The 25546-nt window shown below is 70.1% G+C and carries 26 protein-coding genes and 2 tRNA genes; 10 read left to right on the top strand and 18 right to left on the bottom strand.

The genetic code is table 11. From position 1 onward, the window contains the following. Positions 1–49: 49 nt before the first annotated feature. Complete coding sequence (locus tag AC1U89_RS13365; protein ID WP_012285637.1) at positions 50–259, bottom strand: KGG domain-containing protein; 210 nt, start codon at positions 257–259, stop codon at positions 50–52. Positions 260–268: 9 nt separating this feature from the next. Beyond that, positions 269–436 carry a hypothetical protein gene (locus tag AC1U89_RS13360; RefSeq protein WP_197026748.1) on the bottom strand — a complete coding sequence of 56 codons (168 nt, stop codon included), beginning with the start codon at positions 434–436 and terminating at the stop codon, positions 269–271. A 115-nt stretch (positions 437–551) separates the two neighbouring features. On the opposite strand from AC1U89_RS13360, the gene AC1U89_RS13355 reads away from it, so the two are divergent. Next, the gene (locus AC1U89_RS13355; protein ID WP_479900181.1) at positions 552–1223 is read left to right on the top strand and encodes a DUF1345 domain-containing protein; all 672 of its coding nucleotides are present in this window, start codon (positions 552–554) and stop codon (positions 1221–1223) included. On the opposite strand, the gene AC1U89_RS13350 is transcribed toward AC1U89_RS13355, so the two are convergent. From AC1U89_RS13350 to AC1U89_RS13340, 3 genes are all read right to left on the bottom strand, one after another. Further along, the gene (locus tag AC1U89_RS13350) at positions 1220–2053 is read right to left on the bottom strand and encodes a hypothetical protein (RefSeq protein WP_479900180.1); all 834 of its coding nucleotides are present in this window, start codon (positions 2051–2053) and stop codon (positions 1220–1222) included. The two genes, AC1U89_RS13355 and AC1U89_RS13350, sit on opposite strands and share 4 nt — an antisense overlap. A gap of 95 nt (positions 2054–2148) precedes the next feature. After that, complete coding sequence (locus AC1U89_RS13345) at positions 2149–3660, bottom strand: ATP-binding protein (RefSeq protein WP_479900179.1); 1512 nt, start codon at positions 3658–3660, stop codon at positions 2149–2151. Continuing rightward, a complete protein-coding gene (locus AC1U89_RS13340; protein WP_479900178.1) occupies positions 3657–4439 on the bottom strand; it encodes a response regulator in 783 nt (260 codons plus the stop codon). The genes AC1U89_RS13345 and AC1U89_RS13340 overlap by 4 nt, the downstream gene beginning before the upstream one ends. Positions 4440–4543: 104 nt before the next feature. On the opposite strand from AC1U89_RS13340, the gene AC1U89_RS13335 reads away from it, so the two are divergent. Then, complete coding sequence (locus AC1U89_RS13335; RefSeq protein ID WP_479900177.1) at positions 4544–4975, top strand: EF-hand domain-containing protein; 432 nt, start codon at positions 4544–4546, stop codon at positions 4973–4975. Between the two features lie 14 nt (positions 4976–4989). On the opposite strand, the gene AC1U89_RS13330 is transcribed toward AC1U89_RS13335, so the two are convergent. Both AC1U89_RS13330 and AC1U89_RS13325 read right to left on the bottom strand, forming a co-directional pair. Further along, complete coding sequence (locus AC1U89_RS13330; protein ID WP_029916382.1) at positions 4990–5703, bottom strand: MBL fold metallo-hydrolase; 714 nt, start codon at positions 5701–5703, stop codon at positions 4990–4992. 104 nt (positions 5704–5807) lie between these two features. Beyond that, positions 5808–7391, bottom strand: a complete 1584-nt coding sequence (locus AC1U89_RS13325; protein WP_479900176.1) for an amino acid permease — start codon at positions 7389–7391, stop codon at positions 5808–5810. 273 nt (positions 7392–7664) lie between these two features. Between AC1U89_RS13325 and hrpB the strand changes: the two genes are divergently transcribed. Beyond that, the gene (gene hrpB, locus AC1U89_RS13320) at positions 7665–10106 is read left to right on the top strand and encodes an ATP-dependent helicase HrpB (RefSeq protein ID WP_479900175.1); all 2442 of its coding nucleotides are present in this window, start codon (positions 7665–7667) and stop codon (positions 10104–10106) included. 116 nt (positions 10107–10222) lie between these two features. After that, positions 10223–10666: a hypothetical protein gene (locus tag AC1U89_RS13315; protein ID WP_479900174.1), complete on the top strand. Its 444-nt coding sequence runs from the start codon at positions 10223–10225 to the stop codon at positions 10664–10666. Between the two features lie 51 nt (positions 10667–10717). Here the strand turns inward: AC1U89_RS13315 and AC1U89_RS13310 are convergent, their stop codons facing one another. The 5 genes from AC1U89_RS13310 to AC1U89_RS13290 all read right to left on the bottom strand — a co-directional run bounded on the left by AC1U89_RS13310 (position 10718) and on the right by AC1U89_RS13290 (position 16011). Beyond that, positions 10718–12529 (bottom strand): M24 family metallopeptidase, encoded by a 1812-nt coding sequence (locus AC1U89_RS13310; protein WP_479900173.1) that lies wholly within the window; start codon positions 12527–12529, stop codon positions 10718–10720. A 43-nt stretch (positions 12530–12572) separates the two neighbouring features. Continuing rightward, on the bottom strand, positions 12573–13013 hold the full coding sequence (locus AC1U89_RS13305; RefSeq protein WP_479900172.1) for a hypothetical protein: 441 nt from the start codon (positions 13011–13013) through the stop codon (positions 12573–12575). A gap of 68 nt (positions 13014–13081) precedes the next feature. Further along, positions 13082–13948, bottom strand: coding sequence for a 50S ribosomal protein L11 methyltransferase (locus AC1U89_RS13300; RefSeq protein ID WP_479900171.1), 867 nt, complete (start codon positions 13946–13948; stop codon positions 13082–13084). Positions 13949–13965: 17 nt separating this feature from the next. Next, complete coding sequence (locus AC1U89_RS13295) at positions 13966–15423, bottom strand: O-antigen ligase family protein (protein WP_479900170.1); 1458 nt, start codon at positions 15421–15423, stop codon at positions 13966–13968. A 93-nt stretch (positions 15424–15516) separates the two neighbouring features. Continuing rightward, complete coding sequence (locus AC1U89_RS13290) at positions 15517–16011, bottom strand: hypothetical protein (RefSeq protein ID WP_479900169.1); 495 nt, start codon at positions 16009–16011, stop codon at positions 15517–15519. 122 nt (positions 16012–16133) lie between these two features. On the opposite strand from AC1U89_RS13290, the gene AC1U89_RS13285 reads away from it, so the two are divergent. Beyond that, entirely contained in the window at positions 16134–17285 is a 1152-nt protein-coding gene (locus tag AC1U89_RS13285) for a low temperature requirement protein A (RefSeq protein ID WP_479900168.1), read from the top strand. On the opposite strand, the gene pip is transcribed toward AC1U89_RS13285, so the two are convergent. Next, the gene (gene pip, locus AC1U89_RS13280; protein WP_479900167.1) at positions 17282–18271 is read right to left on the bottom strand and encodes a prolyl aminopeptidase; all 990 of its coding nucleotides are present in this window, start codon (positions 18269–18271) and stop codon (positions 17282–17284) included. The genes AC1U89_RS13285 and pip overlap by 4 nt on opposite strands. Positions 18272–18368: 97 nt before the next feature. On the opposite strand from pip, the gene AC1U89_RS13275 reads away from it, so the two are divergent. Then, positions 18369–18647, top strand: a complete 279-nt coding sequence (locus AC1U89_RS13275; RefSeq protein ID WP_479900166.1) for a low temperature requirement protein A — start codon at positions 18369–18371, stop codon at positions 18645–18647. Positions 18648–18685: 38 nt separating this feature from the next. On the opposite strand, the gene AC1U89_RS13270 is transcribed toward AC1U89_RS13275, so the two are convergent. Beyond that, entirely contained in the window at positions 18686–19669 is a 984-nt protein-coding gene (locus tag AC1U89_RS13270) for an alpha/beta fold hydrolase (RefSeq protein WP_479900165.1), read from the bottom strand. Between the two features lie 118 nt (positions 19670–19787). Between AC1U89_RS13270 and AC1U89_RS13265 the strand changes: the two genes are divergently transcribed. Further along, positions 19788–21005: a multidrug effflux MFS transporter gene (locus AC1U89_RS13265; RefSeq protein WP_479900164.1), complete on the top strand. Its 1218-nt coding sequence runs from the start codon at positions 19788–19790 to the stop codon at positions 21003–21005. Here AC1U89_RS13265 and AC1U89_RS13260 read toward each other — a convergent pair. From AC1U89_RS13260 to rlmB, 4 genes are all read right to left on the bottom strand, one after another. After that, positions 21002–21379 (bottom strand): DUF423 domain-containing protein, encoded by a 378-nt coding sequence (locus AC1U89_RS13260; protein ID WP_479900163.1) that lies wholly within the window; start codon positions 21377–21379, stop codon positions 21002–21004. The genes AC1U89_RS13265 and AC1U89_RS13260 overlap by 4 nt on opposite strands. Continuing rightward, a complete protein-coding gene (locus AC1U89_RS13255; protein ID WP_479900162.1) occupies positions 21379–22131 on the bottom strand; it encodes a TerC family protein in 753 nt (250 codons plus the stop codon). Before AC1U89_RS13255 ends, AC1U89_RS13260 begins: the two co-directional genes overlap by 1 nt. A gap of 42 nt (positions 22132–22173) precedes the next feature. Then, complete coding sequence (stpX, locus tag AC1U89_RS13250) at positions 22174–23994, bottom strand: stalk-specific protein StpX (RefSeq protein ID WP_479900161.1); 1821 nt, start codon at positions 23992–23994, stop codon at positions 22174–22176. A 107-nt stretch (positions 23995–24101) separates the two neighbouring features. Further along, on the bottom strand, positions 24102–24938 hold the full coding sequence (gene rlmB, locus AC1U89_RS13245; protein WP_479900160.1) for a 23S rRNA (guanosine(2251)-2'-O)-methyltransferase RlmB: 837 nt from the start codon (positions 24936–24938) through the stop codon (positions 24102–24104). Positions 24939–25109: 171 nt separating this feature from the next. Between rlmB and AC1U89_RS13240 the strand changes: the two genes are divergently transcribed. From AC1U89_RS13240 to AC1U89_RS13230, 3 genes are all read left to right on the top strand, one after another. Next, positions 25110–25195, top strand: a tRNA-Tyr gene (locus tag AC1U89_RS13240). Positions 25196–25271: 76 nt separating this feature from the next. Beyond that, positions 25272–25345, top strand: a tRNA-Gly gene (locus AC1U89_RS13235). A gap of 52 nt (positions 25346–25397) precedes the next feature. After that, positions 25398–25546: GTP-binding protein (locus tag AC1U89_RS13230; protein ID WP_479900280.1), on the top strand; the 149-nt coding region annotated here is incomplete at its 3' end.

Genomic DNA, 25546 nt, shown 5'->3' with positions numbered 1-25546 from the left:
CGGCCGCGGTCCCAACCCTGGAAGGGTTAGGACCGCGGCGCGCTTCAGATCAGGCGTCGCGCCCGGACAGGCGCCCGCCGCCACGCGACGAGGAGCCGCCTTTGCGGCCCGCGTTGGCCGCGAGGTCGCGGTCCTTGGCGAAGCTGCGCTTTTCACTGGGAACACTGGCCCCCCCTTTGCGCGCGATCTCGCGACGACGTTCGGGGTCCATGGCGGCGAAGCCTCGGCGGCCGCGGGGCCGTTCGGTGTCGAGGTCCATAGGTTGCTCCTAATCGGGACTGGTCACGGGGGGGAACGGCGCGGGCGGGGCGTCATAGGGCCGGTCGTCGCCGGGCTGGACGGGCGGCTCGTTCATCGGCACTTCGTCGGGCTGGGAGCCCGGGTCGTACTCGGGTCGCGAGGGCTCGATCGGCGGCGGGGCGTCGGGGTCGGTCATGGCGTCCTTCAGCGTGTTCCAGTGAAGTAACCGGTGAAGTCGCGTTCGGTTCACCCAACAGGCGAGACAAAATTGCAGAGTTTCGCGTTAGGCCTGCGACGGAGAGGCAAAAAGCATGACGAAAGCCCGGGCGAAAAAACCTGAAAGCGCAGCAATATCGCGCCATTGGCGGCTATGGGCGGCCGGTCTGGCCGGCGTTTTGGGTTGGCTCGCCGCGCGTCACCTAAATGCTCCGGTCAGCACGCATTTGCTCATCGGCTGGGATGTCTGCGCGCTGGTTTATGTAACGACCACCTGGCATCTCTTCCTCACCGCCGACGAGGCCGAAGTGCGCCGACGGGCCGCGGCGGAGGATGAAAAGCCCTCGCAGATTCTGTTGCTGGTGCTGATGGCGATCCTGTCCAGCCTGGTCGCGGTGGTGGCGGCGATGCTGCACGCCAAGTCGGCGGGGCCGGAAATCCAGGCGATCACCGCGGCCTGCGCCGGGGTCACCCTGGTGTTGTCCTGGATCGTCCTGCACTCGGTGTTCACGCTGCACTACGCCCATCGCCACTTCGGCGACGGAACGGGCAAGCCGGGCTTTCTGTTCCCCGGCGAACCGGCCCGCACCTATCTGGACTTCGTCTATTTGGCCTTCAGCATCGGGGCGACATTCCAGGTGTCGGACAACAACGTGCTGACCGCCAAGCTGCGCAACCTGGTCACCGCCCAGGCGGTCTGCTCGTACTTCTACAACACCGCCGTGCTGGCCCTGGGGATCAACATCATCGCCGGGCTGGTCAGCTAGCGACKCGGCGGCTTGCCTTCGGGGCGCGGGCCTTCGAGCCGGGCCTGGACCGGGGTCTGGGGCAGGTCGGCCAGGTGCAGCCGACCGTCGCCGTCCTTGTCGAGCAGGGCGAAGCGGGCTTTGGCCGCCTTGGTGGCCTCGGCGCGGGTGATGCGGCGATCGAAGTCGCCGTCGGACGCCATGACCGGCTCCGGCTCGGCCAACAGGCTGTAGGGCGTCGCGCCCTGGAGCATGCCGCCCATCATGCCGCCGCCGCGACGACGGCCTCCGCTCGGCGGTCCGTCGTCCTGGCCGGCGAGCCCGAGGCCGCCGGGGAATCCGCCGCCGCCACCGGGAGGCGATCCGCCGCGACCGCCGTGACGTCCGCCGCCGGGCCGGCCGCCTTGACCGCCGCGACCGCCGCCGTCTCCCTGGAAGCCCTGCAGGATCTCCGGCGCGACCTTGGTTTCGTAGGTCGAGACCTCGAAGCCGTCGATGACGCCGTTATGGTCGCTGTCGATCCTGTCGAAGAACCGAAGGGCGTCGGCGACGAACTCGTCGCGCGTCAGGGCCCCGTCGTGGTCGGCGTCGGCGCCCGAGAACCAGGCGACGACGGGGTAGGGCGCGCCGGGCTCGGCGCGGAACGGCTCGCCGGCCGGACTGATGAACAGTTGCGGACGGGCTTGGCGCGGCGGTCCGCCCGGTTCGCCCTCTTCCGGCGGGCGGGGGCGCGGAGCCTTGCCCCAGTCGCCGCGCGGCCCGTCCTGCGGCGGACCGGAGGCGCAGGCGCCCAGGCACAGGGCGGCGAACATCAGGATGCAGGTGGCGCGGAGGCTGGTGAAGGTTTGCATGGCCTGATCAATGACGCCCGGGATGTCCTGCGTATGGCGCAGCTTTTGCGCGCCCGAAACAAATCGGGGGCTTCCTTGTCGGCTGCGTATCCGGCCTAGAACGGCAGCTCGACACGTGCGCGCAGCCCGCCTTCGGGGCGGTTGTGCAGGGTGGCGTCGCCGCCATGGGCGCGGGCCACCGAACGGACCACGGCCAGGCCCAGTCCGATGCCCCCGGTCTCGCGGTTGCGCGAGGGCTCGCTGCGGAAGAACGGCTCGAACACACGGTCCAGCTCGGCGGGCGCGATGCCGGGACCGTTGTCGTCGATCTCGACCACGGCCAGGCGGCCCTCGGCGCGGACCCGGCCCTGCACGGCGCCGCCGTACTTCAGGCCGTTCTCGACCAGATTGGTCAGCAGGCGGCGAAGGGCGACGGGATCGCCGTCGATGATGATCTTCTCGCCCAGCTCCACAGACGCCTGGCCGCCGGTCTCGGCGGCCTCGTCGATGATGCTTTCCAGCAGCGAGGCCAGCTCCAGCTTGGTGCGCTCGGCCGGCCGGGTGGTGTCGCGGACGAAGGCCATGGTGGCGGCGATCATCGCCTCCATCTGGTCGATGTCGGAGGCCAGCTTGGCGCGGACGTCGTCCGGCACCGCCTCGATGCGGAAGCGCAGGCGGGTCAGGGGCGTGCGCAGGTCGTGGGCCACCGCGCCGATCATCGCCGTGCGGTCCTCGACATAGCGGCGCAGGCGCTCCTGCATCATGTTGAAGGCCTGGGCGGCGGCGATCACCTCGGACGAGCCGTGCAGGGCCAGCGGCGCGGCGCGCGGGTCGCGGCCCAGGCGCTCGGCCGCGCCGGCGAAGGCGCTGATCGGACCCGACAGCCGGCGCGCGAACAGCCAGGCCAGGGGCGAGACGCACAGCACCGACAGGGCCAGGATCAGCAGAATCCGCTGCTGCCAGCTGTCGAAGCGGATGGCGGGTTTGGGCTCGACGATCGTCCAGCGCCCGTCGTCCTGATGGACGGCCACCTTGAAGTCGCCGACGATGAACGGCTCGTCGCGGGGGCCATCGAACTGGAAGATGCGAGGCGGTCCGGCGGGACCCGGCGGGCCTCCGGGGCCGCCGGGACGTCCAAGCCCGCCGGGCCCGTCGGGGCCGCCTCGCGGACCAGGGCCGACCGGACCGTCCGGACCGCCGGGGCCTTCCGGCGGACGGTGGCGGACATCCCGGGGGAGATCCTGGACGAACGTGCGTTTCTGGGCGCGGACGAAGAAGCGCGGGCCGGTGTCGATGTCCATCTCGATCCGGGCGGGATCGACGCCGATCTCCCTGGCGAGGGCGGTCTTGAACTCGGCGCGGCGCCGGTTGTCGACCAAGCCCCGGATCGGACCGACGTTGCGGCGGAGCACCAGAAGGCGCCCGTCGCGCGGCTGGACGGTCGCCGGACCCTTCAGGGCGCGGGCGATCTCGCTCATCCGATAGATCTCGGGCGGCGGGGCGGGCAGGTTGAAGACCACGGCGATGGCGATCAACTGGGCCGCCACCAGGGTCACGATGACCAGGCCCAGGGCCTGGACGAACAGCGGCGCGCTGCTCGGCCCCTTCACCCGCACGCGGTCGCTCATGGAGTGCGGGTCACCTTGGACGTGAACATGTAGCCTTCGCTGCGGATCGTGCGGATCAGTTCGCCGCCGCCGCCGTCGTCCAGCTTGCGGCGCAGCCGGCTGATCTGGACGTCGATGGCCCGGTCGTAGGCGTCGCTTTCGCGGCCCCGGGCCAGGTCCAGCAGCTGGTCGCGGGTCAGCACGCGTTGGGGGCGTTCGACGAAGGCGCGCAGCAGCGAGAACTCGCCGCTGGACAGGTTGACCACCACCGATTGCGGCGAGCGCAGTTCGCGGCGGACCAGGTCCAGGCGCCAGCCGGCGAACTCGCAGGCCGCGCCCATGCCGTCATCGACCGTGCGCGGCTCCTGCCGGCGGCGCAGCACGGCGCGGATGCGGGCCAGCAGCTCGCGCGGATTGCACGGCTTGGGCAGGTAGTCGTCGGCGCCCAGCTCGAGGCCGACGATCCGGTCGGTCTCTTCGCCCATGGCCGACAGCATGATGATGGCGGGCCCGTCGGCGGCCGACAGACGGCGGCAGATGGCCAGGCCGTCTTCGCCGGGCAGCATGATGTCCAGGACGATCAGGTCGACCGGCCCGCGGGCCAGGGCCTGCTCCATGGTCCGGGAATCGGACGCGGTGTCGATGGTGTAGCCGTGCCGGCCCAGGAAATCGGCCACGACGTCGCGGATGCCGGGATCGTCGTCGACGATCAGGATGCGGGCGCCGCGCGCCGGGTCGGTGTTCTGGCCGGATGCGGGGGCGGCGACGGAGGCCGTCGCGGGATCTTGCGAACTTTCCATGACTTGCTCTTTCCACGCCCCCGTCTCGTGCAGATTTCACGCCTGCAACAGGGACGCAACCCGCGCATGCGACCAATCCCCGCAATTGTTGTTTGGAGACAAGCATGTCCCGCCTAATGCCGACGGGTTTCGCCGTCCTTCTCCTGGCCTCCACCGCCGGCCTGGCCCAGGCCCAAGGGCCGCGCGGCAATCAGGACGCCAATGGCGACGGGGTGATCAGCGCCCAGGAATTCGAGGACGCCGCCAAGGCTCGGTTCCAGCGCATGGACGCCAACCAGGACGGCGTGATCGACGCGACCGAACTGGCCGCGATCCAGAAGCGGATGGAAGAATTCCGCGCCCAGCGGCCCGACGTGGGGCCGCGGCCGGGCGGCGGTGGCGGCGATTGGAGCGCGATGGACGCAGACCACGACGGCAAGGTCACGCTGGCCGAGGCCCTGGCCGCCAGCAAGGCCCGCTTCGAGACCCTCGACACCGACAAGGACGGCAAGCTCAGCGAGGCCGAGCGGCCGATGCGGCGTGGGCCTCCGAACTAGGACCTGGGCCGGCCTTAGCCCGGCGAGCGGTTCACCGGGGCTTCGTAGTCCTTGCCCTGGACGTTCATCGCCTCGATCGCCAGGTCGCTGACGAACGGGTTGGAGCGGCGCTCGGCCCCGAAGGTCGACATCGGGCCGTGGCCCGGCACGAACTGGACGTCGTCGCCCAGCGGCCACAGCTTGCCGGTGATGGCGTCCAGCAGGTCCTGGTGATTGCCGCGCGGGAAGTCGGTGCGGCCGATCGAGCCCTTGAACAGCACGTCCCCCACCTGGGCGAAGCGCGCCTGGCGGTGGAAGAAGATCACGTGACCCGGCGTATGGCCCGGGCAGTGCAGCACCTCGAACTGGGTCTCGCCCAGGGTGACCACGTCGCCGTCGTCCAGCCAGCGGTCGGTGACGAAGATGCGGGCCTCCGGGATCCCGTACATCTCGCCGCTCTCCTGGATGCGGTCGATCCAGAACTGGTCGTCCTTGTGCGGCCCCTCGATCGGGACGCCGGTCAGACGCTTCAGCTCGGCCGCGCCGCCGGCGTGGTCCATGTGGCCGTGGGTGATCCAGATCTTCTCCAGGGTCAGGCCCTGGTCCTCGATCGCCTTCATCAGGCGCGGGATCTCGCCGCCCGGATCGATCACCGCGGCCTTCTTGGTCTTGGCGCACCAGACGATCGTGCAGTTCTGCTGCAGCGGCGTGACCGGCGCGATGACGGCGCGGATGGGCATGTCGGTCATGCGGCCAAATCCTTTAAGGAAACTCCGAAACGAAAACGGGCGGAGACCCGAGGATCTCCGCCCGTCCGAACTAAGCGTTATGAACGCCTGTTCAAGTCCTAATCTCAGTCCTGACCGGGAACGCCGGTGGGCGGAGCGTCGGCGTCCAGTTCGTGGACCTCGTCGGTGATGCCGCGACCCACGTGGCTCTTGCGGAAGCCGTAGGCGAAATAGATCACCAGGCCCAGCCCGCCCCAGATCGGCAGGACGGCCATCGCCTCGAGCGGCAGGTTGAAGTAGAGGCCCGCGCAGCCGACCATCGCCAGGGGCGCGATGATCCAGACCGCCGGCGTCTTGAACGGACGCGGACGGTTCGGATCCTTCACCCGCAGCACCATCACCGCGATCGCCACCATGAAGAAGGCGAACAGGGTGCCGGAGTTGGAGATGTCGGCCAGCTGGCCCACCGGGAAGAAGGCGGCGGCGATCGCGACGCAGACGCCGGTGAAGATCGTCACGACGTGCGGCGTCTTCCACTTCGGGTGGATGGTGGCCCAGCTCTGCGGCAGCAGGCCGTCGCGGGCCATGACGAAGAAGATCCGGGTCTGGCCGTAGATCATCATCAGGATGACCGAGGGCAGGGCCAGGTTGGCGGCCAGGCCCAGCAGGTTGCCGACGACGGGCCAGTTGATCTCGCGCAGGACGTGGGCGAGGGCTTCGTTCGAGCAGACCAGGCGGTCAGCGTTCGCGGCGGTGGCGCAGGCGGCCTGGAAGGCGGCCGAACCGGGCTGGACGACCGAGCCGTCCAGGGCCAGCACCGGCTGGGCGCCGATGGCGCCGATCGCGCCCGCGGCGACCAGCAGATAGAAGACGGTGCAGATGCCCAGGCTGCCGATCAGGCCGATCGGCACGTTGCGCTGCGGGTTCTTGGTCTCTTCGGCGGCGGTCGAGACCGCGTCGAAGCCGACATAGGCGAAGAAGATCGAGGCGGCGGCGCCGACCACGCCCATGCCCGTCGTCCCGTGCGGGCCGAACCAGCCGTTGGGGGTGAAGGGCGAGAAGTTGCCGGTCTTCAGCACCGGGATGGTCAGGATCACGAAGGCCGTCAGGGCCGTCACCTTGATCACCACCAGGATGGCGTTGACGCGGGCGCTTTCGGTCGTGCCGCGCACCAGCAGGGCCGTCACCGTCAGGGCCACCAGGATGGCGGGGATGTTGACGATGCCCTTGCTGAAGTCGGCGGCCGGCACGAAGCCGTTCATCGACCAGGCGGGACCGGATCGCAGGAGATCGGGCCAATGGAAGTGCAGGGCGTTCTCAATCAAGCCGAGGAAGTAGCCCGACCAGCCCACCGACACGGCGCTGGCGGCGACGGCGTATTCCAGGATCAGGGCCCAGCCGACCATCCAGGCCAGCAGTTCGCCCATCACGGCGTAGGTGTAGGTGTAGGCCGACCCAGACACCGGCACCATCGAAGCCAGTTCCGAGTAGCAGAGCGCGGCGATGGCGCACACGGCGCCGGCGATCACGAAGCTCCACATCATGCCCGGGCCGGCCTTTTGGGCGGCGGCGGCGGTCAGAACGAAGATGCCGGTTCCGATGATGGCGCCCACGCCGAGCAGGGTGAGCTGAATGGGACCGAGCGAGCGATGCAGCGACTTCTTCTCGGCCGTTGCTAGAATCGCGTCCAGCGACTTAACGCGCCACATATTTCCTCCAGAGACCCGCGGCCACCCCCGGGGGCCGCGTAGATAAATTTTGCGGACCCTGGCCCGGTTAACGGGACGCGGTCAAGGTAAAGCGGAGGGCGTGCGTAATTGTTCGCCCCGCTGCGCGCAATAAGGGCCATGGCCTGCCGGGGCGATGTTGCGACGCAGCACGCTTCCTAGCCGTTGCTGCCTCAGGGTTAGGCGCTGGCGAGGAGACCGGCGTTCGGCGGCCGGCGCTTGGCGATTTTATCCCGCGCCCTTAAACCACGCCGCGTGACCCTTCCCATCCATGACGCCCTGCCGGCCCTGAGATCCGCGCTCGCCGAGCGCGAGGCCGCCGTGCTGGTCGCGCCGCCGGGGGCGGGCAAGACCACGGTCGTGCCCCTGGCGCTGCTGGACGAGTCGTGGGCCGCGGGCGGCAAGATTGTCATGCTGGAGCCGCGCCGCCTGGCCGCCCGAGCCGCGGCCTCGCGCATGGCCCAGAGCCTGGGCGAGGGCGTCGGCGAGACCGTGGGCTTCCGCGTGCGTCTGCAGTCGAAGGTCAGCGCCAAGACCCGTGTCGAAGTGGTGACCGAGGGCGTGTTCACCCGGATGATTCTGGACGATCCGGGTCTGGACGGCGTGGCGGCCGTGATCTTCGACGAATTCCACGAGCGCAGCCTGGACGCCGATCTGGGCCTGGCCCTGGCGCGCGACGCCCAGGGGCTGGTGCGCGAGGACCTGAAGATCCTGGTGATGTCGGCCACCCTGGACGGCGCCCGGATTTCGGCCCTGCTGGACGAAGCCCCGGTGGTCGAGAGCCAGGGGCGGATGTTCCCGATCGACACCCGCTACCTCGGCCGGGACGAGCGCCAGCGGTTGGAGGAGCGCGTCGTCCGCGCGATCGAACGGGCCCTGTCCGAGGAGACCGGCAGCCTGCTGGTCTTCCTGCCGGGCCAGGGCGAGATCCGCTGGACCGAGACCCTGTTGCGCGAGCGGCTGCGACGTCCCGAGGTCGATGTCGCCCCCCTCTACGGCGCGCTCGAGCCCGCCGAGCAGGACCGCGCCGTGGCGCCGGCCCAGCCGGGCCGCCGCAAGGTGGTGCTGGCCACCTCGATCGCCGAGACCAGCCTGACCATCGAGGGCGTGCGGGTGGTGATCGACTGCGGCCTGGCCCGCGTGCCGCGCTTCGACCCGTCCAGCGGCCTGACCCGGCTGGAGACCGTCCGCGTCAGCCGCGCCGCCGCCGACCAGCGCCGAGGCCGGGCGGGCCGCACCGAGCCGGGCGTCTGCTACCGCTTGTGGGACGAGCCGGAGACCCGGGCCCTGCCGGCCTTCGCCCGGCCCGAGATCCTGGAAGCCGACCTCTCGCGCCTGGCCCTGGACCTGGCCCGCTGGGGCGCCCGAGACGCCAATGACCTGGCCTTCCTCGACAAGCCGCCGTCGGCCGCCTTCAGCGAGGCGCGGACCTTGCTCAATCGCCTGCAGGCCCTGGACGGGCAGGGCGGGCTCACCGCCCACGGCCGCGCTTTGGYCGACATGCCCCTGGCCCCGCGCCTGGCCCACATGGTGGTCCGCGCCGCGGCCTCGGGCCAGGCCGAACGCGGGGCCAAGGTCGCCGCGGTGCTGAGCGAACAGGGGCTGGGTGGGCGCGAGGTCGATCTGCGTCACCGGTTGGAGAGCTTCGACCGCGACCGCTCGCCGAGGGCCCGCGACGCCCGGACCCTGTCCGAGCGTTGGGCGCGGTCCGCCGGTCGCGTATCCGGCGCGTCGCCGCTGGACGACGCCCTGATGCTGGCCGAGGCCTATCCCGAGCGCGTGGCCAAGGCGCGGGGCAAGCCGGGCGAGTACCAGCTGGCCGGCGGGCGCGGGGTCTATCTGGAGCCCACCGACGCCCTGGCCCGCGAGACCTGGCTGGCCGTCGGCGAACTGGGCGGCGGTGACGCCCGCGATCGCATCCTGCTGGCCGCGCCGCTGGACGAGACGGCCCTGCGCGAGGCCTTCGCCGACCGGCTGGTGGCCGAGGATCGGCTGGAACCGGACGCCAAGGGCAAGGTCCGCGCCCGCCGCCTGCTGCGCCTGGGCAAGCTGGTGATCGAGGAGCGGCTGCTGGACAAGGTCGATCCGGGCCTGGTCGCCAGGGCGTTGCTGGACCAGGTCGCGCGCGAAGGCTTGTCGGCCGTGCCGCTGGGCGAGGGCGCTCAAGCCCTGCGCCGTCGGGTGGCCTTCCTGCGCGGGCGCGACGCCGAGACCTGGCCGGACCTGTCGGACACGGCCCTGCTGGAACGGCTGGAGGAATGGCTGGAACCGCTGCTGGCCGGCCGCTCGGCCTTGAGCCAGCTTCCGGACGGCGCGCTGACCGACGCGATCCGCACGCTCGTGCCCTGGGAGCTGCATCGCCGCCTCGACGCGGAGGCGCCGGCCCGGTTCACGGCGCCGACGGGCTCCAGCTTCGCCATCGACTACGCCGCCGACGGCGGCCCGCGCGTCGACGTGCGGGTGCAGGAGCTGTTCGGCCTGACGGCCCATCCGACGGTCGGCGGCGCGGCCCTGGTGCTGGCCCTGCTGTCGCCGGGCCACAAGCCGATCCAGATCACCAAGGACCTGCCGGGGTTCTGGAAGGGGTCGTGGCGGGAGGTGAAGACCGAGATGAAGGGTCGCTATCCGCGCCACGTCTGGCCGGACGACCCGGCGACGACGGCGCCGACGACACGGGCCAAGCCTCGAGGCACTTAAGGTCGGTGAAAAAGCTTGTCCATTGCCGGGGAAGTTGCACCACTGCGCCCGCGGCAGAGTCGCCGCTTTATTTCGGGGGACTACCATTGCGTCGATTGATCACTTGCGCCGCCCTCATGGGCGCGCTCGCCGTGCCGGGTATGGCCTCGGCCGGCGTCTATGCTGACGACATGTCCAAATGCCTGGTGCGTTCGACCACCGACGCCGACCAGGCCCAGCTGGTGGGTTGGCTTTTCGCGGCGATCAGCTCGCACCCGTCGGTGAAGCCGATGACCAACCTCACCGACGCCCAGCGCGACGCCGCCGTCCAGAAGGCGGGCGCCCTGATGCAGCGCCTGATGCTGGTCGACTGCCGCAAGGAGACCGTCGACGCGCTGAAGTACGAGGGCACGGGCTCCATCGGCCAGGCGTTCGGCGTGCTCGGCCAGGCGGCCATGCGCGGCCTGATGAGCGATCCCAAGGTGGCCGAAGGCATGGCCGGACTGGGCAAATCCATGGACGAAAAAAAGTTCGAGGAAATGCTCAAAGAGGCGGGGATCAGCTCGCCTTCCGCCAAATAGCGACAACCGTCGACGATCCCGCACCAACGGAGGGCGGGGTCGTCGAAACGGTCAGAGCGGCGCGCAGACCTCGTCCAGCCAGGCGCGGACCTCGCCCTCCACCAGCGGACCGATCTCGCGCACGACCCGCGCGTGATAGGCGTCGAACTGGGCGATCTCCTCGGGGCTCAGCAGGCTCTTGTCCACTAGGCGCCGGTCGATCGGGGCCAGGGTCAGGGCGTGGAAGCGGTGCATCGGGCGGTCGCCCGCGCCCACGGCTTCCGCCGGCATGACCACCTCGAGGTTCTCGATGCGGATGCCGTATTCGCCGTCCTTGTAGTAGCCCGGCTCGTTCGAGACGATCATGCCCGGCTGCAGGGCGATGGTGTTGGGCGCCTTGCTGATCCGCTGCGGGCCCTCGTGGACCCCCAGATAGACGCCGACGCCGTGGCCGGTGCCGTGGTCATAATCCAGGCCGTGGCTCCACAGGGCGGCGCGGGCGAAGGCGTCGATGGCCGAGCCGGTGGTGCCGGCCGGGAAGCGCAGCCGGGCGATGGCCAGGTGGCCCTTCAGCACCAGGGTGTTGCGCGTGACCATCTCGGCGGTCGGCTCGCCGATCGCGACCGTTCGGGTCACGTCCGTCGTGCCGTCCAGGTACTGGCCGCCGCTGTCGACCAGCAGCAGCGAGCCCATGGCGGCGCGTTCGTTGCTGCGCTCGGTCGGGCGGTAGTGCGGCAGGGCGCCGTGGCCGTTGGCCGCGCCGATGGTGTCGAAGCTGAGGTCCTTCAGCACGCCGGTCGCCTCGCGGAAGGCCTCCAGCTTGGCCACGGCTTCCTTCTCGTCGGGCGGGTTGACCTGGCCTTCGGTGGCCAGCCAGTGGAGGAACCGGGTCAGGGCCGCGCCGTCGCGCTTGTGGGCCTCGATGGTGCCGGCGATCTCGACGGCGTTCTTGCAGGCGCGGGGCAGGGTGCAGGGGTCCATGGCGCGGACCACCTCGGCGCCGGCGGCGGCCAGGGTGTCGAAGTACCAGGCCGAGGACTGGCCCGGATCGACGACGACCTTCTGGCCGGTCAGCTCGGCCAGGGCGTCGTCCAGGGCCTCGGGCGTCTCGAGCGACACCTGGTTGCCCAGCCAGGCCGGCAGGTCGTCGGTGACCTTGGCGGGGTCCAGGAACAGCCGGGCCGTGCCGTCGGCGCGCAGCACCGCCTGCGACAGCGGAAGGGGCGATCGGATCACGTCGCCGCCGCGGATGTTGAACAGCCAGGCGATCGAGGCCGGAGCCGTGATCACGGCGGCCTGGGCTCCCAGGGCCGCGACGGCCGAACCGACGCGCGCGCGTTTGGAGGCCGATTCCTCGCCCGCGTACTTCACGGGTTGGGGCACGACCGGAGCGGCGGGCTGGGCGGGACGCTGGGCGCCCCAGGCCTCGTCGATGGGATTGATCGCAACCGGCTTCAAGGCCGCGCCGGCCTTGGCGGCGGCGGCCTTCAGCCCGTCCAGCGCTTGCGGGCTGTGCAGGCGGGCGTCGTAGCCGATCACCGCGCCCCTGGAGGCGGTCTCGAGATAGGCGGGCACGCCGCCCTCGACGAGATCGCGAATCTCGAACACGCCCTGGTCGACCTGGTCGCGCACCTGCAGGGTGTAGCGGCCGTCGACGAACACGGCGGCGCGATCCTTGAGGATCACACCGGCCCCGGCCGAACCGGTGAAGCCGCTGGCCCAGGCCAGGCGGTCGTTGGCGGCGGGCAGGTACTCGTTCTGATGCTCGTCCTCGTGCGGGACGAGGAAGCCGTCCAGGCCCTGTTTGGCCATGGCGGCGCGGATCAGGGGAACGTGGCGGGGGCCGAAGCCCGGATCGGTGGATTCATCGAAGGTCTGGCGCATGCCCAACGATGTAATCCGCCCCCGCCTGCCTGGAAAGAGGGGCTCAGTTCGCCGGTTGGGCGGGCGGCGGCGGGTTGATGTTGGGATCGGCCGAGGGCGCGATGGTGTCGTCGCGCGACAGGTCGGCCCGGTCGGCGGCGTCGTGCGCGGCCTGGGCGGCGTTGGCGGCCGTGRCTTCGGTCGAGCGGCGGGCSCTGTCGGCGGCGGCGCTGGCGTCGCGGGCGGCCTGCTGGGCGACGATCGTGGCCTGGGCGGCGCCGGTCTGGGCGCTTTCGGCCACGCCGGCGGCGCGGCCCTGTTCCTGGGCCTGGGCGATCATCTGGTCGTCGGTGGGCGTACGCGCGCCCACGGTCAGCATGAAGGCGATGGCGACCACGGCGACGATGGCCACGGCCCCGGCCACGAACCATCCCGTCGCGCCGCCTTCACGGCGGACATGGACGACGCGCTCGGGCGGCGGGCCTTGGGGATCGACATAGGTCATGACGTTGCTCCTGGAGCGAGAGTGTCCCGCTCGGAGAAACGTGGGGAAGGGGGAGGGTGTTCCGCCTTCTACGGCCGCTGCAGCACCAGCGCCGCCCAGGCGTCGCGGTGGATGCGATCGACCACCTTGAAGCCGCGCGAGAGGTAGGCGGCCTTGACCATGCGTTCCTGGGTGCGCAGCAGGCCCGACAGGATCACCGTGCCGCCAGGGACCAGGGCGTTCTTGATGTCCTGGGCCAGGCTGATCAGCGGGCGGGCCAGGATGTTGGCGAACACCAGGTCGTAGGGGGCGTTGTCGGCCACCAGGCGGTTGCTGAGGCCCGAGGCGTGGACGAACCGGGCGTTGGCGCGGTTGACCTTGGCGTTCTCGCGCGAGATGCGCACGCTGGGCTTGTCGATGTCGGTGCCGACCGCGAGCTTCGAACCGGTGCGGGCGGCGGCGATGGCCAGGAGGCCCGTGCCGGCCCCGACGTCGAGCACCTTGTCGAACTTCCGGGCCTTGAGCAGCTTGTCGTAGGCCAGCAGGCAGCCGACGGTGGTGCCGTGGTGGCCGGTGCCGAAGGCCGCGCCGGCTTCGATGCGCAGGTTGACCGCGCTGGCCGGCACCCGGCCGCGATCATGCATGCCGTAGACGAAGAACCGGCCGGCGCGCACCGGCGGCAGGCCCGACAGCGCCATGGCCAGCCAGTCGGCGTCGGCCAGCTGCTCGCGCACCACCTTCAGCGGATAGCCGGCCAGGACCGCGAGCAGGCCCGCGTCTTCCTCGTCGGTGGTCGGGAAGGCGTCGATGCGCCAGATCCCCTTGTCCTCGTCCTCTTCCAGGATCGAGTAGGTCGCGCCCTCGAGGCCGGGGTGGTTGTCGATGGCGTCGGCGGCGGCTTCGGCGTCGGCGCGCGCGCCGCGGGCGACGATCTGCTGGGGCGTGTAGTCGGTCATGCCGCTCCAGTAGACGCCTAAGCGCCGAAAGGCGAGACCGCGCGCTTGCCAAAAGTGGGCCGGAAGGGCTGACCGAAGGTCGCGGGGCGCGTGGCCGATCGCGCCTCGGCCTGGGCGACGACCGGCGCGCGGCCCGGCTCGGGCGTCCAGATCTCGAACACCGGCTCGGCCGGGGCCAGGGACCAGGCCAGCGGCGCCTCGGCGAAGATCGGGCGGCGTTGAGCCTTCTCGGCCGGCTTGGTMCACACAGGACCCAGCAGTCGCGTAACCGCCGCGCAGGCCAGGGCCCAGGCGATGCCGTTGCGCTCCAGGATGAAGCTCTCGGAGAAGGTGGTCATCAGGAAGATGGCCAGGAACAGCGTGGCCCAGTAGCCGTCCTGCACCCGGCGGAAGCGGACCAGCGAGACCAGCAGCGACCCGCCCAGCACCAGGGCGCACAGGCCCACCCCGATCCAGCCCAGCTGGGCCAGGATGTCGAGCCAGCCGTTGTGGGCGGTGGGCACCAGCCAGCCGGTCTCCTTGCGGATCCATTGGGCCGGATGGGATTCCAGCGTCCAGAACACCGCATAGCCGTAGCCGGTCAGGGGGCGCTTGGCGGACTGGCGCAGCAGGGCGGCCCAGATGTCGGTGCGGCCGGTCAGGGTGGGGTCCTTGCCCAGGGCCTTGAACACCAGCTCGGGCGACAGCCACATCACCATGGCGACGGTCAGGACCACGGTGACGCCCAGCCAGACCACGACGATCGCCGTGGCGGGCCCCCGCCGCATCGCCGTCAGCAGCATCGATCCGCCCAGGCCCATCAGCAGCACGACCAGCGAGGTCTTGGATTTGGTCATCACGATCAGCGCCGCGCACAGCAGGATCGTGACGACCATCTGCTTGCGGCGGGTCGAACCGGCCAGGATGGCGGCCATCGCCGCCAGGGCGCCGTAGACCATCATCGCGCCCATCTGGTTCTTCTCGTACCAGAGGCCGCGCCAGTCGCCGGCGTTGACGTCGTGGTGGACGCCCATCTTGGGATAGGCCACCGCCGCCAGCCCACCGCCGATGGCGAGGAACAGGAAGGTGGTGGCGATGATCTCGGCCATCCGCTTGCCGTCGAAGCTGGAGGCGAAATAGAGCCCGAACAGGGTGGTGAACGCCGCCGCCAGGGCGCGGCGGTTGGTGGTGCCCGGCTCCAGCGACCACGAGGCCGAGGCGAACACCCAGAAGATCAGCAGGCTCAGCATAACGGCCGGGAACCAGAACCGCATGAGGCGCGGGGCGCGCCAGGCGGCCAGGCCCAGGACCAGGGCGTAGACCGGCAGCCACATCAGGCGCAGGACGGGAATGTTCTCGCCGCCGGCCTGCAGCGGATCCAGCAGCGGACCGATGAAGGCGTTGGACAGCATGAACAGCACGAAGCCGCAGGCCAGCGCTTCCAGCTTGCGCCAGAGGTCGGGCCGTTCGCCGTCTTGCTGCTGTCCGTCCGTCATTCCGATCCTCGCCTGTGGCGCGAAATGGAACACGCGCCCTGGGTTGGAGCGGTCGGCTGCAAGGGGAGGGCCGGAAGGCCGGGCCTCGGTGGCCTAGTAGGCGGCGGCCAGGATGACGGAGTCCTGGGCGGCGGGCGCGTCCGGGGCGTTCATCGCCTGGGGCGCCGGGGGCGGCTCGGGCGCGGCGGGGGCGTCTTCCGGCAGGCGGACGTCCAAGATGTCGCCGCCGGTCGACGGCCAGGCGCGTTCGGTCGTCTCCGCCACCCGGACGGGTTGGGCCTGTGGCGTCGGCTCGGTCCAGGACGCCGGCACGTACTCGGGGACCTCGTAGGACGCCACGACGACCGGCGGATCGGGCGCCTGCGACCGCAGGAAGTCGCTGCCGATCACGTAATCGGGGACCTTGCCGCTGGGCCAGGCGATGGGCTCGGCCTGGGCGGAGGGGGCTTCGGGCGCGAAGGCCATTTCGGTTTCCGGCGCGGTCTGGGAGCCGGTCTTCAGGATCAAACCGCCCGTCAGCCCGACCGTCAGCGCGACGGCGGCGCCGATCAGGGCGGTGCGATGGGGGAGGAGGTCCGAGGCGTCCATACCAACGGAAGCGCGCTGGAACGCAAAACGTTCTATCCGCCGGCGCGGATGTCTCCACTTTCCGCCGCCAGACTTTAGGCTGGCGACTCGCCACGAGGGATTCCGACATGCCAAGCCGCCACATGCTCCGGGACCGCGCCGCCGGCGGCCATGCGCGCGTGACCTATGTCGAGCTGTTCTTCGATCTGGTCTTCGTGTTCGCGGTGACCCAGCTGTCGCACGGCCTGATGCAGCATCCGAGCTTGCTGGGCGTGGTCGAGACCGGCCTGTTGCTGATGGCCGTCTGGTGGGCGTGGATCTTCACGGCCTGGGTCACCAACTGGCTGGACCCCGAGCGGCCGCCGGTGCGGATCATGCTGTTCGTGGTGATGGTGGTGGGCATGGTCCTGACCATGTCGATCCCCACGGCGTTCGGCGAGCGCGGCCTGATCTTCGCCTTGGCCTTCGTAGCCATCCAACTGGGCCGCAGCCTGTTCACGGCCTGGGCGATGCGGAACCACCCGTTCCAGAGCCGCAACTTCATCCGCATCTCAGCCTGGTTCGCGGCCTCGGGCGTGCTGTGGATCGCCGGCGGCCTGGCCGAGGGCGGGGCGCGCCTGGCGCTATGGGGCGGGGCGATCGCCCTGGAATACGTCTCACCGGCCCTGGGGTTCTGGACGCCCGGCATGGGACGAGCTCGCGCCGAGGAGTGGGACGTCGAGGGCGGGCACCTGGCCGAGCGCTGCGCCCTGTTCACGATCATCGCCCTGGGCGAGTCGATCCTGGTCATGGGCGCGAYGACGGCGGGGCTGGCCTGGACGCCGACGGTGATCGCCGCCTTCCTGGCCTCGTTCGCCGGCAGCCTGGCCATGTGGTGGATCTACTTCTCGGACACGGCCGAGGCGGCCAGCGAGGCGATCAGCCACGCCAAGGATCCCGGCCGCGTCGCCCGCGCGGCCTACACCTACATCCACCTGCTGCCGATCGCCGGGATCATCGTGACGGCCGTGGCCGACGAGTGGACCATCCACCATCCGACCGACCACACCGACCTGAAGACCGCGGCCGCCCTGATCGGCGGGCCGTTCCTGTTCCTGCTGGGCGGATTGCTGTTCAAGCGGGCGGTGTTCCGGGCATGGGCCCCGGCGCAGGTCGTGGCCCTGCTGGCCTTGGCGGCCCTGGCGCCCGCCAGCCTGGTGGTCAGCCCGCTGATCCTGTCGATCGCCACGACGCTAGTCCTGCTGGGCCTGTCCGTCCGGGAAGGGCTGGCGCGCCGGGCCGGGGCGCCGGCCTAGACGGCCAGGGCCGCGTTGGTGGCCCGCACCAGGCCGTCGATGATCCCCGGTTCGGTCGAGGCGTGGCCGGCGTCCCAGACGATCTCGAACTTGGCCTCGGGCCAGGCTCGGTGCAGCGCCCAGGCGCTGTCCAGCGGGGTGACMACGTCGAAGCGGCCCTGAACGATCCAGGCCGGGATGTGGCGGATCTTGTGGATGTTCTGGAGGATCCAGCCGTCCTCGTCGAAGAAGCCGCCGTTGGTGAAGAAGTGGCACTCGATCCGCGCGAAGGCGATCGCGAAGTCCTCTTCGTTGAACTTGGGCGGACGCGCTTCGGGGCCCCGGAGCGAGATCGTGTCGCCCTCCCACTGGCTCCAGGCGCCGGCGGCCTCGGCCTGGACGCGGCGGTCGGGGTGGGTCAGGCGGCGGTGATAGGCGGCCATCAGGTCGCCGCGCTCCTCCACCGGGATCGGGGCCAGGAACCGTTCCCAGGCGTCGGGGAACAGCATCGAGGCGCCCTCCTGGTAGAACCAACGCAGTTCCTTCTGGGTCAGCAGGAAGATGCCGCGCAGCACCAGGGCCTCCACCCGGTCGGGATGGGCGATCGCGTAGGCCAGGGCCAGGGTCGAGCCCCACGAGCCGCCGAACACGGTCCATTTCTCGACGCCCAGATGCACTCGCAGCCGCTCGATGTCGGCGATCAGGCTCCAGGTGGTGTTGTCTTCCAGGCTGGCGTTGGGGCGCGAGCGGCCGCAGCCCCGCTGGTCGAACAGGGCCATGCGCCATTTGTTGGGATCGAAGAACCGCCGCATGGTCGGATTGACCGCGCCGCCGKGCCCGCCGTGCAGGATCACCGCCGGCTTGCCGCGCGGGGCGCCGCATTCCTCGTAGTAGATTTCGTGAGGACCGTCGGTGCTCAGCCAGCCGAACGAGAAGGGCTCGATGTCGCGAAACAGGCCGCGGCGACCGGTGGCGGACATCGGGGAGGCGGAAGCATTACGATCCATGCCGCAACCCTAACCCCGTTTCGGGGCGAGAGGGAACGTCACGACGCGAAGAAGGGCCTGTGTCGCCGCGGCCGTCATTTGCGTTATTCTGAGCACGATGACCGATCAGCCGAATCCCGAAGACTTCAGCGACGAAGAACTGCTGGCCATGCTGAGCCCGCGCCAGCTGGCCGACCTCGACCGCGCCATCGCGGCCCTGATGGGCCCGGAGGGCCTGGACAAGGTCATCCCGCTGCAGGTGACCGCCCAGCTCTACACCGTGCGCGCCGCCGAACGTGACCCGACCTCGGCCCTGGCCATGCTGCAGATGGCCGCCGCCATGCGCCGCCGGGCCGAGCTTCTGGCGGGCGATCCCAAGCCCAAGCGCCTGGACTAGCTACTGGGGAACACGCCGCAAGGGCATGTCCCCGGCCGTTAGTTCGGGAACCGCCGGCCCAGCCAGTCGATCAGGATCGCGTTCACCCGCTCGGGCGCCTCCTGCTGGGTCCAGTGGCCGCTGCCCTCKACCAGCACCTTCTCCAGGTCCGAGATCTGGTCGCCCATGCGGTCGGCCAGCGAGGGGGGCAGCACCACGTCGTGCTCGGCCATGATCATCAGGCAGGGAACGCCGTCGATCCGCGTCGGCAGATGCTCGGCCCGTTCCCAGTTGCGCACGAAGTTGCGGTACCAGTTGATCCCGCCCGTGAAACCGGTTCGTTCGAACGTCTCGACGAAGGTCGCCAGCTCCTCGGGCTCCAGCAGCTGGGCCGAGGTGTCGGCGACGTCGAAGCGGGCTAGGCCGTCCTGCAGGGCCAACGAGCGACGCTCGCCCTTGCCGCTGGTGAAGGCGGCCTGTTCGCCCGTCGGCTTGCGCATGAAATAGCGCATGGTCTTCTCGACGTCGGCCGCCAGCTGGGCGTCGGCCACGCCGGGCTTCTGGAAGTGGACGATGTACATGTCGTCGCCGAACGCGTTGCGGAAGGCGGTGATCGGGTCGACCGGCAGGCGGGGCAGGAACGGCGTGTTGACGCCGACCACGCCGGCCACCCGGTCGGGGTGCATCAGCGGCATCTGCCAGACGACCAGGCCGCCCCAGTCGTGGCCGCAGAACACCGCCTTCTCCACGCCCAGGTGGTCCAGCAGCCCGACCAGGTCGCCGGTCAGGTGGGCCATGTCGTAGTCCTCGACCGCCTCGGGACGATCGGTCAGGCCGTAGCCGCGCTGGTCGGGCACGATCACCCAGCGCCCGGCGGCGGCCAGGGCGGCGATCTGCCAGCGCCAGGAATAGGAGAATTCTGGGAAGCCGTGGCACAGCACGATCGGCACGCCCTCCCGCGGGCCGGCCTCGCAATAGGACATGCGGATCCCGTTGATCTGGGCGAACGCGGGCTCGGGCATCGGCGGCGCAAGCTGGGTCATGGCGTTTCCTGCTTATATTATTGCTGATCACCTTGCAGGCGGGCGTCACGTCGAGCAAGGCCGCGATTCGCACGGTCAAGGACTTACCCTTGGGGAAAACAAGCGTAAAAGCGCGGCCATGACCGACACCGTACAGCCCGCGCCCGCCGCCACGCCCTGGCGGCTCGTCCTGATGTTGGGCGCCCTGACGGCGTTCGCGCCCATGTCGATCGACATGTACCTGTCCAGCATGCCCGACATCGGCCGGTCGCTGCACGCGGGGGCCGAGGATGTTCAGGCCACCCTGGCGGCCTTCTTCGCGGGCATGGCGATCGGCCAGTTCCTGTACGGTCCGGCCTCGGACCGGTTCGGACGTCGCCTTCCGCTGCTGCTGGGCGTGGCCATCTTCATCGCCGCCTCGGTGGTCTGCGCCCTGGCGCCGTCGGTCGAGGTTCTGATCGCCGCCCGTTTCGTCCAGGCCCTGGGCGGCTGCGCGGGGCCGGTGATCGCCCGGGCGGTGGTGCGCGACAAGTTCAACCACGCCGACACGGCGCGGGTGCTGTCGATGATGACCCTGATCATGGGCCTGGCGCCGGTGCTGGCCCCGCAGCTGGGCGGCGCGGTGCAATTCCTGGCCGGCTGGCGCGGGGTGTTCTGGACCCTGGCGGTGTTCGGCCTGCTGATCGGCCTATGGGTGACGCTGAGTCTGGCGGAATCACGATCAGAGGCCACGGCGGTCCAGGCGCGGTCGGAGAACCCGTTCCGGGCCTATTTCGCCCTGCTGCGCCAGAAGCGACTGGTCGGTTACGGCCTGGCCGGGGCTCTGAACGGCGCGACCCTGTTCACCTACATCTCGACCGCGCCGGACCTGGTGATGGGGACCTACGGCCACGCGCCGCTGGTCTTCAACATCATCTTCGCCTTCAACGCCGTGGGCATCATCGGGGCCAGCCAGGTCAACCGCCTGCTGTTGCGGCGCTTCACGCCCGACCAGGTGCTGGTGCGGGCCAGCATCGCCTCGATCGTCGCCGCCCTGCTGCTGGCCGTCGCGGCCTATAGCGGCCTGGGCGGGCAGTTCACGGTCCTGCCCCTGCTGTTCGCGGCCCTGTCCAGCTACGGCCTGATGGCCGGCAACACCATGGCCGGGGCGCTGAGCGTCGATCCCAGCCGGGCCGGCTCGACCTCAGCCCTGATGGGCGGGGTGTCGTTCGCGGCGGGAGCCCTGGCCTCGGGCGTCAGCGGCCTGTTGCACGACGGCACGCCCAGGCCGGTGGCGGCGGTGATGTTCGCCTGCCTGGCGGGATCGAGCCTGGCGATCTTCCTGCTGGCGGTCCCCAAGGACCGGCGCGCGGCCTAGGCCTCGCGGTCGACGATCGTCCCGGCCCGCCAGGCCAGCAGCAGCCAGCCGGCCAGGAAGCACAGGCCGCCGAACGGCGTGACCAGGCCCATGATCCGCGGCGCGCCGAACGCCAGGGCGTACAGCGAGCCCGAGAACAGCACGGTCCCGGCCAGGAAGAGGGCGGGGATGGTCACCCCCGCCTTGCCGCCGGCTTTCCGCACGGCCAGCCAGCCGAACACCGCCAGGGCGTGGGTCATCTGGTACAGCGATCCGGTGTGCAGCAGCTCGGCCGCCCGCGCGTCCTTGGCCCCGTGCGCGGCGAAGGCGCCGAAGGCGACGGCCAGGAAGCCGCTGAGGGCGGCCAGGCGGACGACGAGCGCCGGGCCGCGCATCACTTGTGCTTCTTGTGCGAGTTGTGCTCGGCCACCTCGGCCGGCGTGATCTCCACGAATGACGGCACGGCGGCGTTGTAGGCCTGGGTCTTGTTCAGGTCGATGACCACGCTGCGATGGCCTTCCCAGATCATGTGCGCGGCCACGTACAGCACGATGGCCAGGCCGATAAAGCCGATCCAGCGGTGCTTGTGCAGCAGCTTGGCGATGGCGTTGGCGGCCACGCCCATCAGGATGATCGACAGCAGGAGACCGAACACCAGGATGGCGGGATGCTCGCGGGCCGCGCCGGCCACGGCCAGCACGTTGTCCAGCGACATCGAGACGTCGGCGATCAGCACCTGCAGGAAGGCCTCCTGGAAACTCTTGGCCGGCTTGACGTTGACGGGCTCGGTGTTCGGATCGTCGTCCAGGCAGGCCTGGGCGTTGGCCTGGTCGTGGGTGATCTGCTCGCGCAGCTCACGCCACATCTTCCAGCAGACCCACAGCAGCAGGATGCCGCCGGCCAGCAGCAGGCCGATCACGCCCAGCAGCCAGGTGGTGATCAGGGCGAAGCTGATGCGCAGCACGACGGCCGCGCCCAGCCCGTAGAGGATGACCTTCTTGCGGTCCTTGGCCGGCAGGCCGCCGGCCGCCAGGCCCACGGCCACCGCATTGTCGCCCGCGAGGACGAGGTCGATCATCAGGACGGAAAGGAAGGCCGCGAACGGACCGTTCAGTCCGCCCACCTGGGCTAGGAGCGCGTCAAACATGCGGCCTCAATGCGTCAGGCGGGCGGGTCTGGCAAGCGCCCCCTAGTGGGCGTGCTCAAGTTCCTTGTGATCGGCATGGGCGTGATGCCCGTGATCGTCGTGATGACCGGCGTGATCGTCATGACCATGGCCGTGGTCGTCATGGCCGTGGCCATGATCGTCGTGGCCATGACCGTGGTCGTCGTGATGGTCGTGACCGCTGACCGCCAGGGTCGGCGCGCCGGCCGCCGGGGCGACGTGGTGGTCGTCGTGCCCGTGATCGTCGTGGCCATGACCATGGTCGTCGTGACCGTGGGCGTGGTCGTCATGGCCGTGGCCGTGATCGTCGTGGCCGCTGACCGTCTGGGCGGTCACGTGATGGGCGTCGTGGGCGTGGTCGTCGTGACCATGTCCGTGATCGTCATGGCCGTGGGCATGATCGTCGTGAGCGTGGCCGTGGTCATCGTGACCATGGGCGTCGTGGCCGTGATCATCGTGGTGGCCGTGGTCGTCATGATGGTTGACTGCGGTGGCGATCGCCGCACCGGCCAGGGCGCCGCCGGCGGCCGCGACCATTGGGTTGACGTAGTTGACGCTGGCCGAGGCGGGCGGGGCGTCATGCTCCATCTCGTTGCGGCCGTAGTCCGTCAGGGTGCGGAACTTGCGACGACGCTCGGCCCGGGCCTTGGACGCCGCGGCGTTGCGGGCGATCGCCACCAGGATCAGCAGGGCCAGCAGGACCAGGGCGCCGCCCAGCAGCGATTTGCCCGGCACCTTGCCGACGCCCGGCAGGTCGACGGTCTCGTACTTGCCCAGGCTCGGCAGGCTGGGCATGGCGAACTTGAAGCCCTTGGTCTTCTCCTTCACCGCTTCCTGGATCGGCGCGACCTGCTTGGAGATCGAGCCCAGGGTGAAGCCCTGGGCCGGCTTGGCGCCGTTCAGCTCGACGCCGAAGTCGGTCTTCAGCGGGCCCTTGGCGTCAGCCGTCGGCTTGACCTGCCAGGCGAAGGTGGCCGGCTCGCCGGCCTTGATCTCGGCGGTCTGGCGACCGTTCGGGGTGATCTCGTAGCCCTGGCCCTGCAGGTCGGCGTAGGCGCTGGCCTTCTTGGCCGGCTTGCCCAGGCCCAGCTTGGCCGCTTCCTTCTTGATCAGGTCGCCCAGGGTGGCGGGGAGGGACAGGGTGACCTGGCCTTCCTTGCCTTGGCCCAGGCTCTCGGCCGTGGCCAGGGTCGCGCCCTTGGTGGCTTCCGGCGCGACGGCGGCCTGCAGCTTCTCCAGCTTGGTCAGCGGCTTGACCGCGACTTGGGCCGGGGCGGGCTTGGCGGCGGCGGGCGCGACCGCGGCCGCGGCGACCACCGGGGCCTTGACCGGGGCGACGGCGGGCTTGGCCGCGACGACCGGTTTCACCGGGGCCGGAGCGGGCGCGACGACGGCCGGCTTGGCCGGCGCCTTGGCGACGACGGCCGGTTTCGCGACGGGCTTGGCGACTGGAGCGGACGCGGCGTGGCTCCGGCGGGCCGGCGCGGCGACGGCGCGCGGCGCGTAACGGGTCGCCTTGGGATTGGCGATCGGCGCCATGGCGGTGACCAGGGTGCCGTCCGGACGGCGCCAGGTCTTCAGATTCGGGTTGGAGCTGACGACGGGCGCCGGCGCGGCCTGTTCAGGCGTCGCGGCGGGCGCGGGCCCGCCCAGCAGGCCGTCGGCCGGCGTGGCCTCGGCKGCGGGCGGCGCGCCCATCAGTTCCGGCGTCTGAGCCGCGCCGGCGCCGGGCGCCGCCGAAGCCGGCGGGGCCTCGACAGGCTCGCGCGCGCCGCACCCGGCGATCACCAGAACACTTACCGCGCAACCGGCCAGAGCCGCCAAACGGACTTTGTTATGCAACATCGGGTCCCCCGATCCCATGTCTGAACTCTCCGCCAAGCAGCCTGGCGGCACTCTCAAGCTTGAGAGAACCACGTCATCGCGACGAAATCAAAACGGTTAAGAGAGATTCACGAACCGATTTCATCCCTGGAGCGAAATTTCGACGCTTCGTAGAGCGCCACCGCCGCCGCAGCCGACACATTCAGGCTTTCAAACCCTCCGGGCATGGCAATTTTGCCCATCACGTCGCAGTGCTCGGCCACCAGTCGACGCACGCCTTCGCCCTCCGATCCCAGCACCAGGACCGTGGGACGATCATCCAGCGCCTGGTCCAGGGTCTGTTCGGCCTCGCCCGCCAGGCCCACGGCCCGCCAGCCCAGGTCGGCCAGTTCCTCCAGCGCCCGGGATAGATTGACCACGCGCGCGTAGGGGATCTTGTCGACGGCGCCGACGGCGGTCTTGGCCAGCACGCCGGTCAGGGCGGGGGCGTGGCGGTCCTGCAGGATCATGCCCTTGGCCCCGAAGGCGGCGGCCGAGCGGAAGATCGCGCCGATGTTCTGCGGGTCGGTGATCTGGTCCAGCATCACGATCAGCCCCCGGGCCGGCGTCCCCAGGTCGTGGACGGTCAGCATCTCGGGCTCGTCGATCTTCAGGGCGATGCCCTGGTGGACCGCTCCGGTGGGCAGCTGACGGGCGATGTCGGCGCCCTCCATGATCTGCAGGAAGGGCGCACGGCTCAGATTCGGCGCGAGTCGCTTGGCGCGATCCGGAGTGGCCAGAAGGCGTTTCGGAACGGGTCTGGCGGGGTTCGAAAGAGCCGCCTCGACGGCGTGAGTCCCCCAAATCCAGTCCTTGGCGTCTCCCTGGCCTTTGGAAAACTTGTTGTTTTCCCGTGGCTTGGAACGAAAATCACGTCCGGGCGAAGAAGGCTTTTTCCGGTCGTTGCGTTCGGAATGAGAGGACACTATAAGACGCGCTCCGATTTGGGGCCCTGAGGGTTTCCGAGAGCCAGGGCGGCGCTGCTTTAGCACCGTCTCACAGGTCTCGAGGAAGCTTTTGTTCCTTTTTCGTGACGGGCGGTCCGCCGCCGGTTTCGAGGATGGAAAGGCCGCTTTGAAGGAACTCTGTCGCGCGCTGGGGGAATGTCCCGAGTGGCAAAGGGGGGGGACTGTAAATCCCCTGGCGTACGCCTTCGTAGGTTCGAGTCCTACTTCCCCCACCACGCGCGAAGAGAGCTCCCAAGAAGCCTGGACCCCAAAGAAGCCAGACCGGGAGCCGATCGCGACCCCGCTAGCTTGGCGGGTATAGCACAATGGTAGTGCAGCAGCCTTCCAAGCTGAGGATGCGGGTTCGATTCCCGCTACCCGCTCCAGCTCCCAACACCTATTTCCCAGAAACAAGCCGCCGGCGCGAAGGTAGAGACCATGGCCAAGGAAAAGTTCKAACGCACTAAGCCGCACTGCAACATCGGCACGATCGGTCACGTTGACCACGGCAAGACGACGCTGACGGCGGCGATCACCATCACGCTGGCCAAGTCGGGCGGCGCGACGGCCAAGAACTACGCCGACAT

This window comes from Caulobacter sp. 05T431, from assembly GCF_056665975.1.
This window is presented reverse-complemented; position numbering and strand designations above follow the sequence as displayed.

Coding starts and splice junctions, on each gene's coding strand:
- AC1U89_RS13255 (WP_479900162.1), bottom strand. CDS start 22,131: ATGTTTGACGCGCTCCTAGCCCAGGTGGGCGGACTGAACGGTCCGTTC.
- AC1U89_RS13345 (WP_479900179.1), bottom strand. CDS start 3,660: ATGAGCGACCGCGTGCGGGTGAAGGGGCCGAGCAGCGCGCCGCTGTTC.
- AC1U89_RS13365 (WP_012285637.1), bottom strand. CDS start 259: ATGGACCTCGACACCGAACGGCCCCGCGGCCGCCGAGGCTTCGCCGCC.
- AC1U89_RS13360 (WP_197026748.1), bottom strand. CDS start 436: ATGACCGACCCCGACGCCCCGCCGCCGATCGAGCCCTCGCGACCCGAG.
- AC1U89_RS13310 (WP_479900173.1), bottom strand. CDS start 12,529: ATGCGCCAGACCTTCGATGAATCCACCGATCCGGGCTTCGGCCCCCGC.
- AC1U89_RS13300 (WP_479900171.1), bottom strand. CDS start 13,948: ATGACCGACTACACGCCCCAGCAGATCGTCGCCCGCGGCGCGCGCGCC.
- AC1U89_RS13275 (WP_479900166.1), top strand. CDS start 18,369: ATGACCGATCAGCCGAATCCCGAAGACTTCAGCGACGAAGAACTGCTG.
- AC1U89_RS13325 (WP_479900176.1), bottom strand. CDS start 7,391: ATGTGGCGCGTTAAGTCGCTGGACGCGATTCTAGCAACGGCCGAGAAG.
- AC1U89_RS13260 (WP_479900163.1), bottom strand. CDS start 21,379: ATGCGCGGCCCGGCGCTCGTCGTCCGCCTGGCCGCCCTCAGCGGCTTC.
- AC1U89_RS13335 (WP_479900177.1), top strand. CDS start 4,544: ATGTCCCGCCTAATGCCGACGGGTTTCGCCGTCCTTCTCCTGGCCTCC.
- AC1U89_RS13340 (WP_479900178.1), bottom strand. CDS start 4,439: ATGGAAAGTTCGCAAGATCCCGCGACGGCCTCCGTCGCCGCCCCCGCA.
- AC1U89_RS13290 (WP_479900169.1), bottom strand. CDS start 16,011: ATGGACGCCTCGGACCTCCTCCCCCATCGCACCGCCCTGATCGGCGCC.
- AC1U89_RS13265 (WP_479900164.1), top strand. CDS start 19,788: ATGACCGACACCGTACAGCCCGCGCCCGCCGCCACGCCCTGGCGGCTC.
- AC1U89_RS13315 (WP_479900174.1), top strand. CDS start 10,223: ATGGGCGCGCTCGCCGTGCCGGGTATGGCCTCGGCCGGCGTCTATGCT.
- AC1U89_RS13355 (WP_479900181.1), top strand. CDS start 552: ATGACGAAAGCCCGGGCGAAAAAACCTGAAAGCGCAGCAATATCGCGC.
- AC1U89_RS13330 (WP_029916382.1), bottom strand. CDS start 5,703: ATGACCGACATGCCCATCCGCGCCGTCATCGCGCCGGTCACGCCGCTG.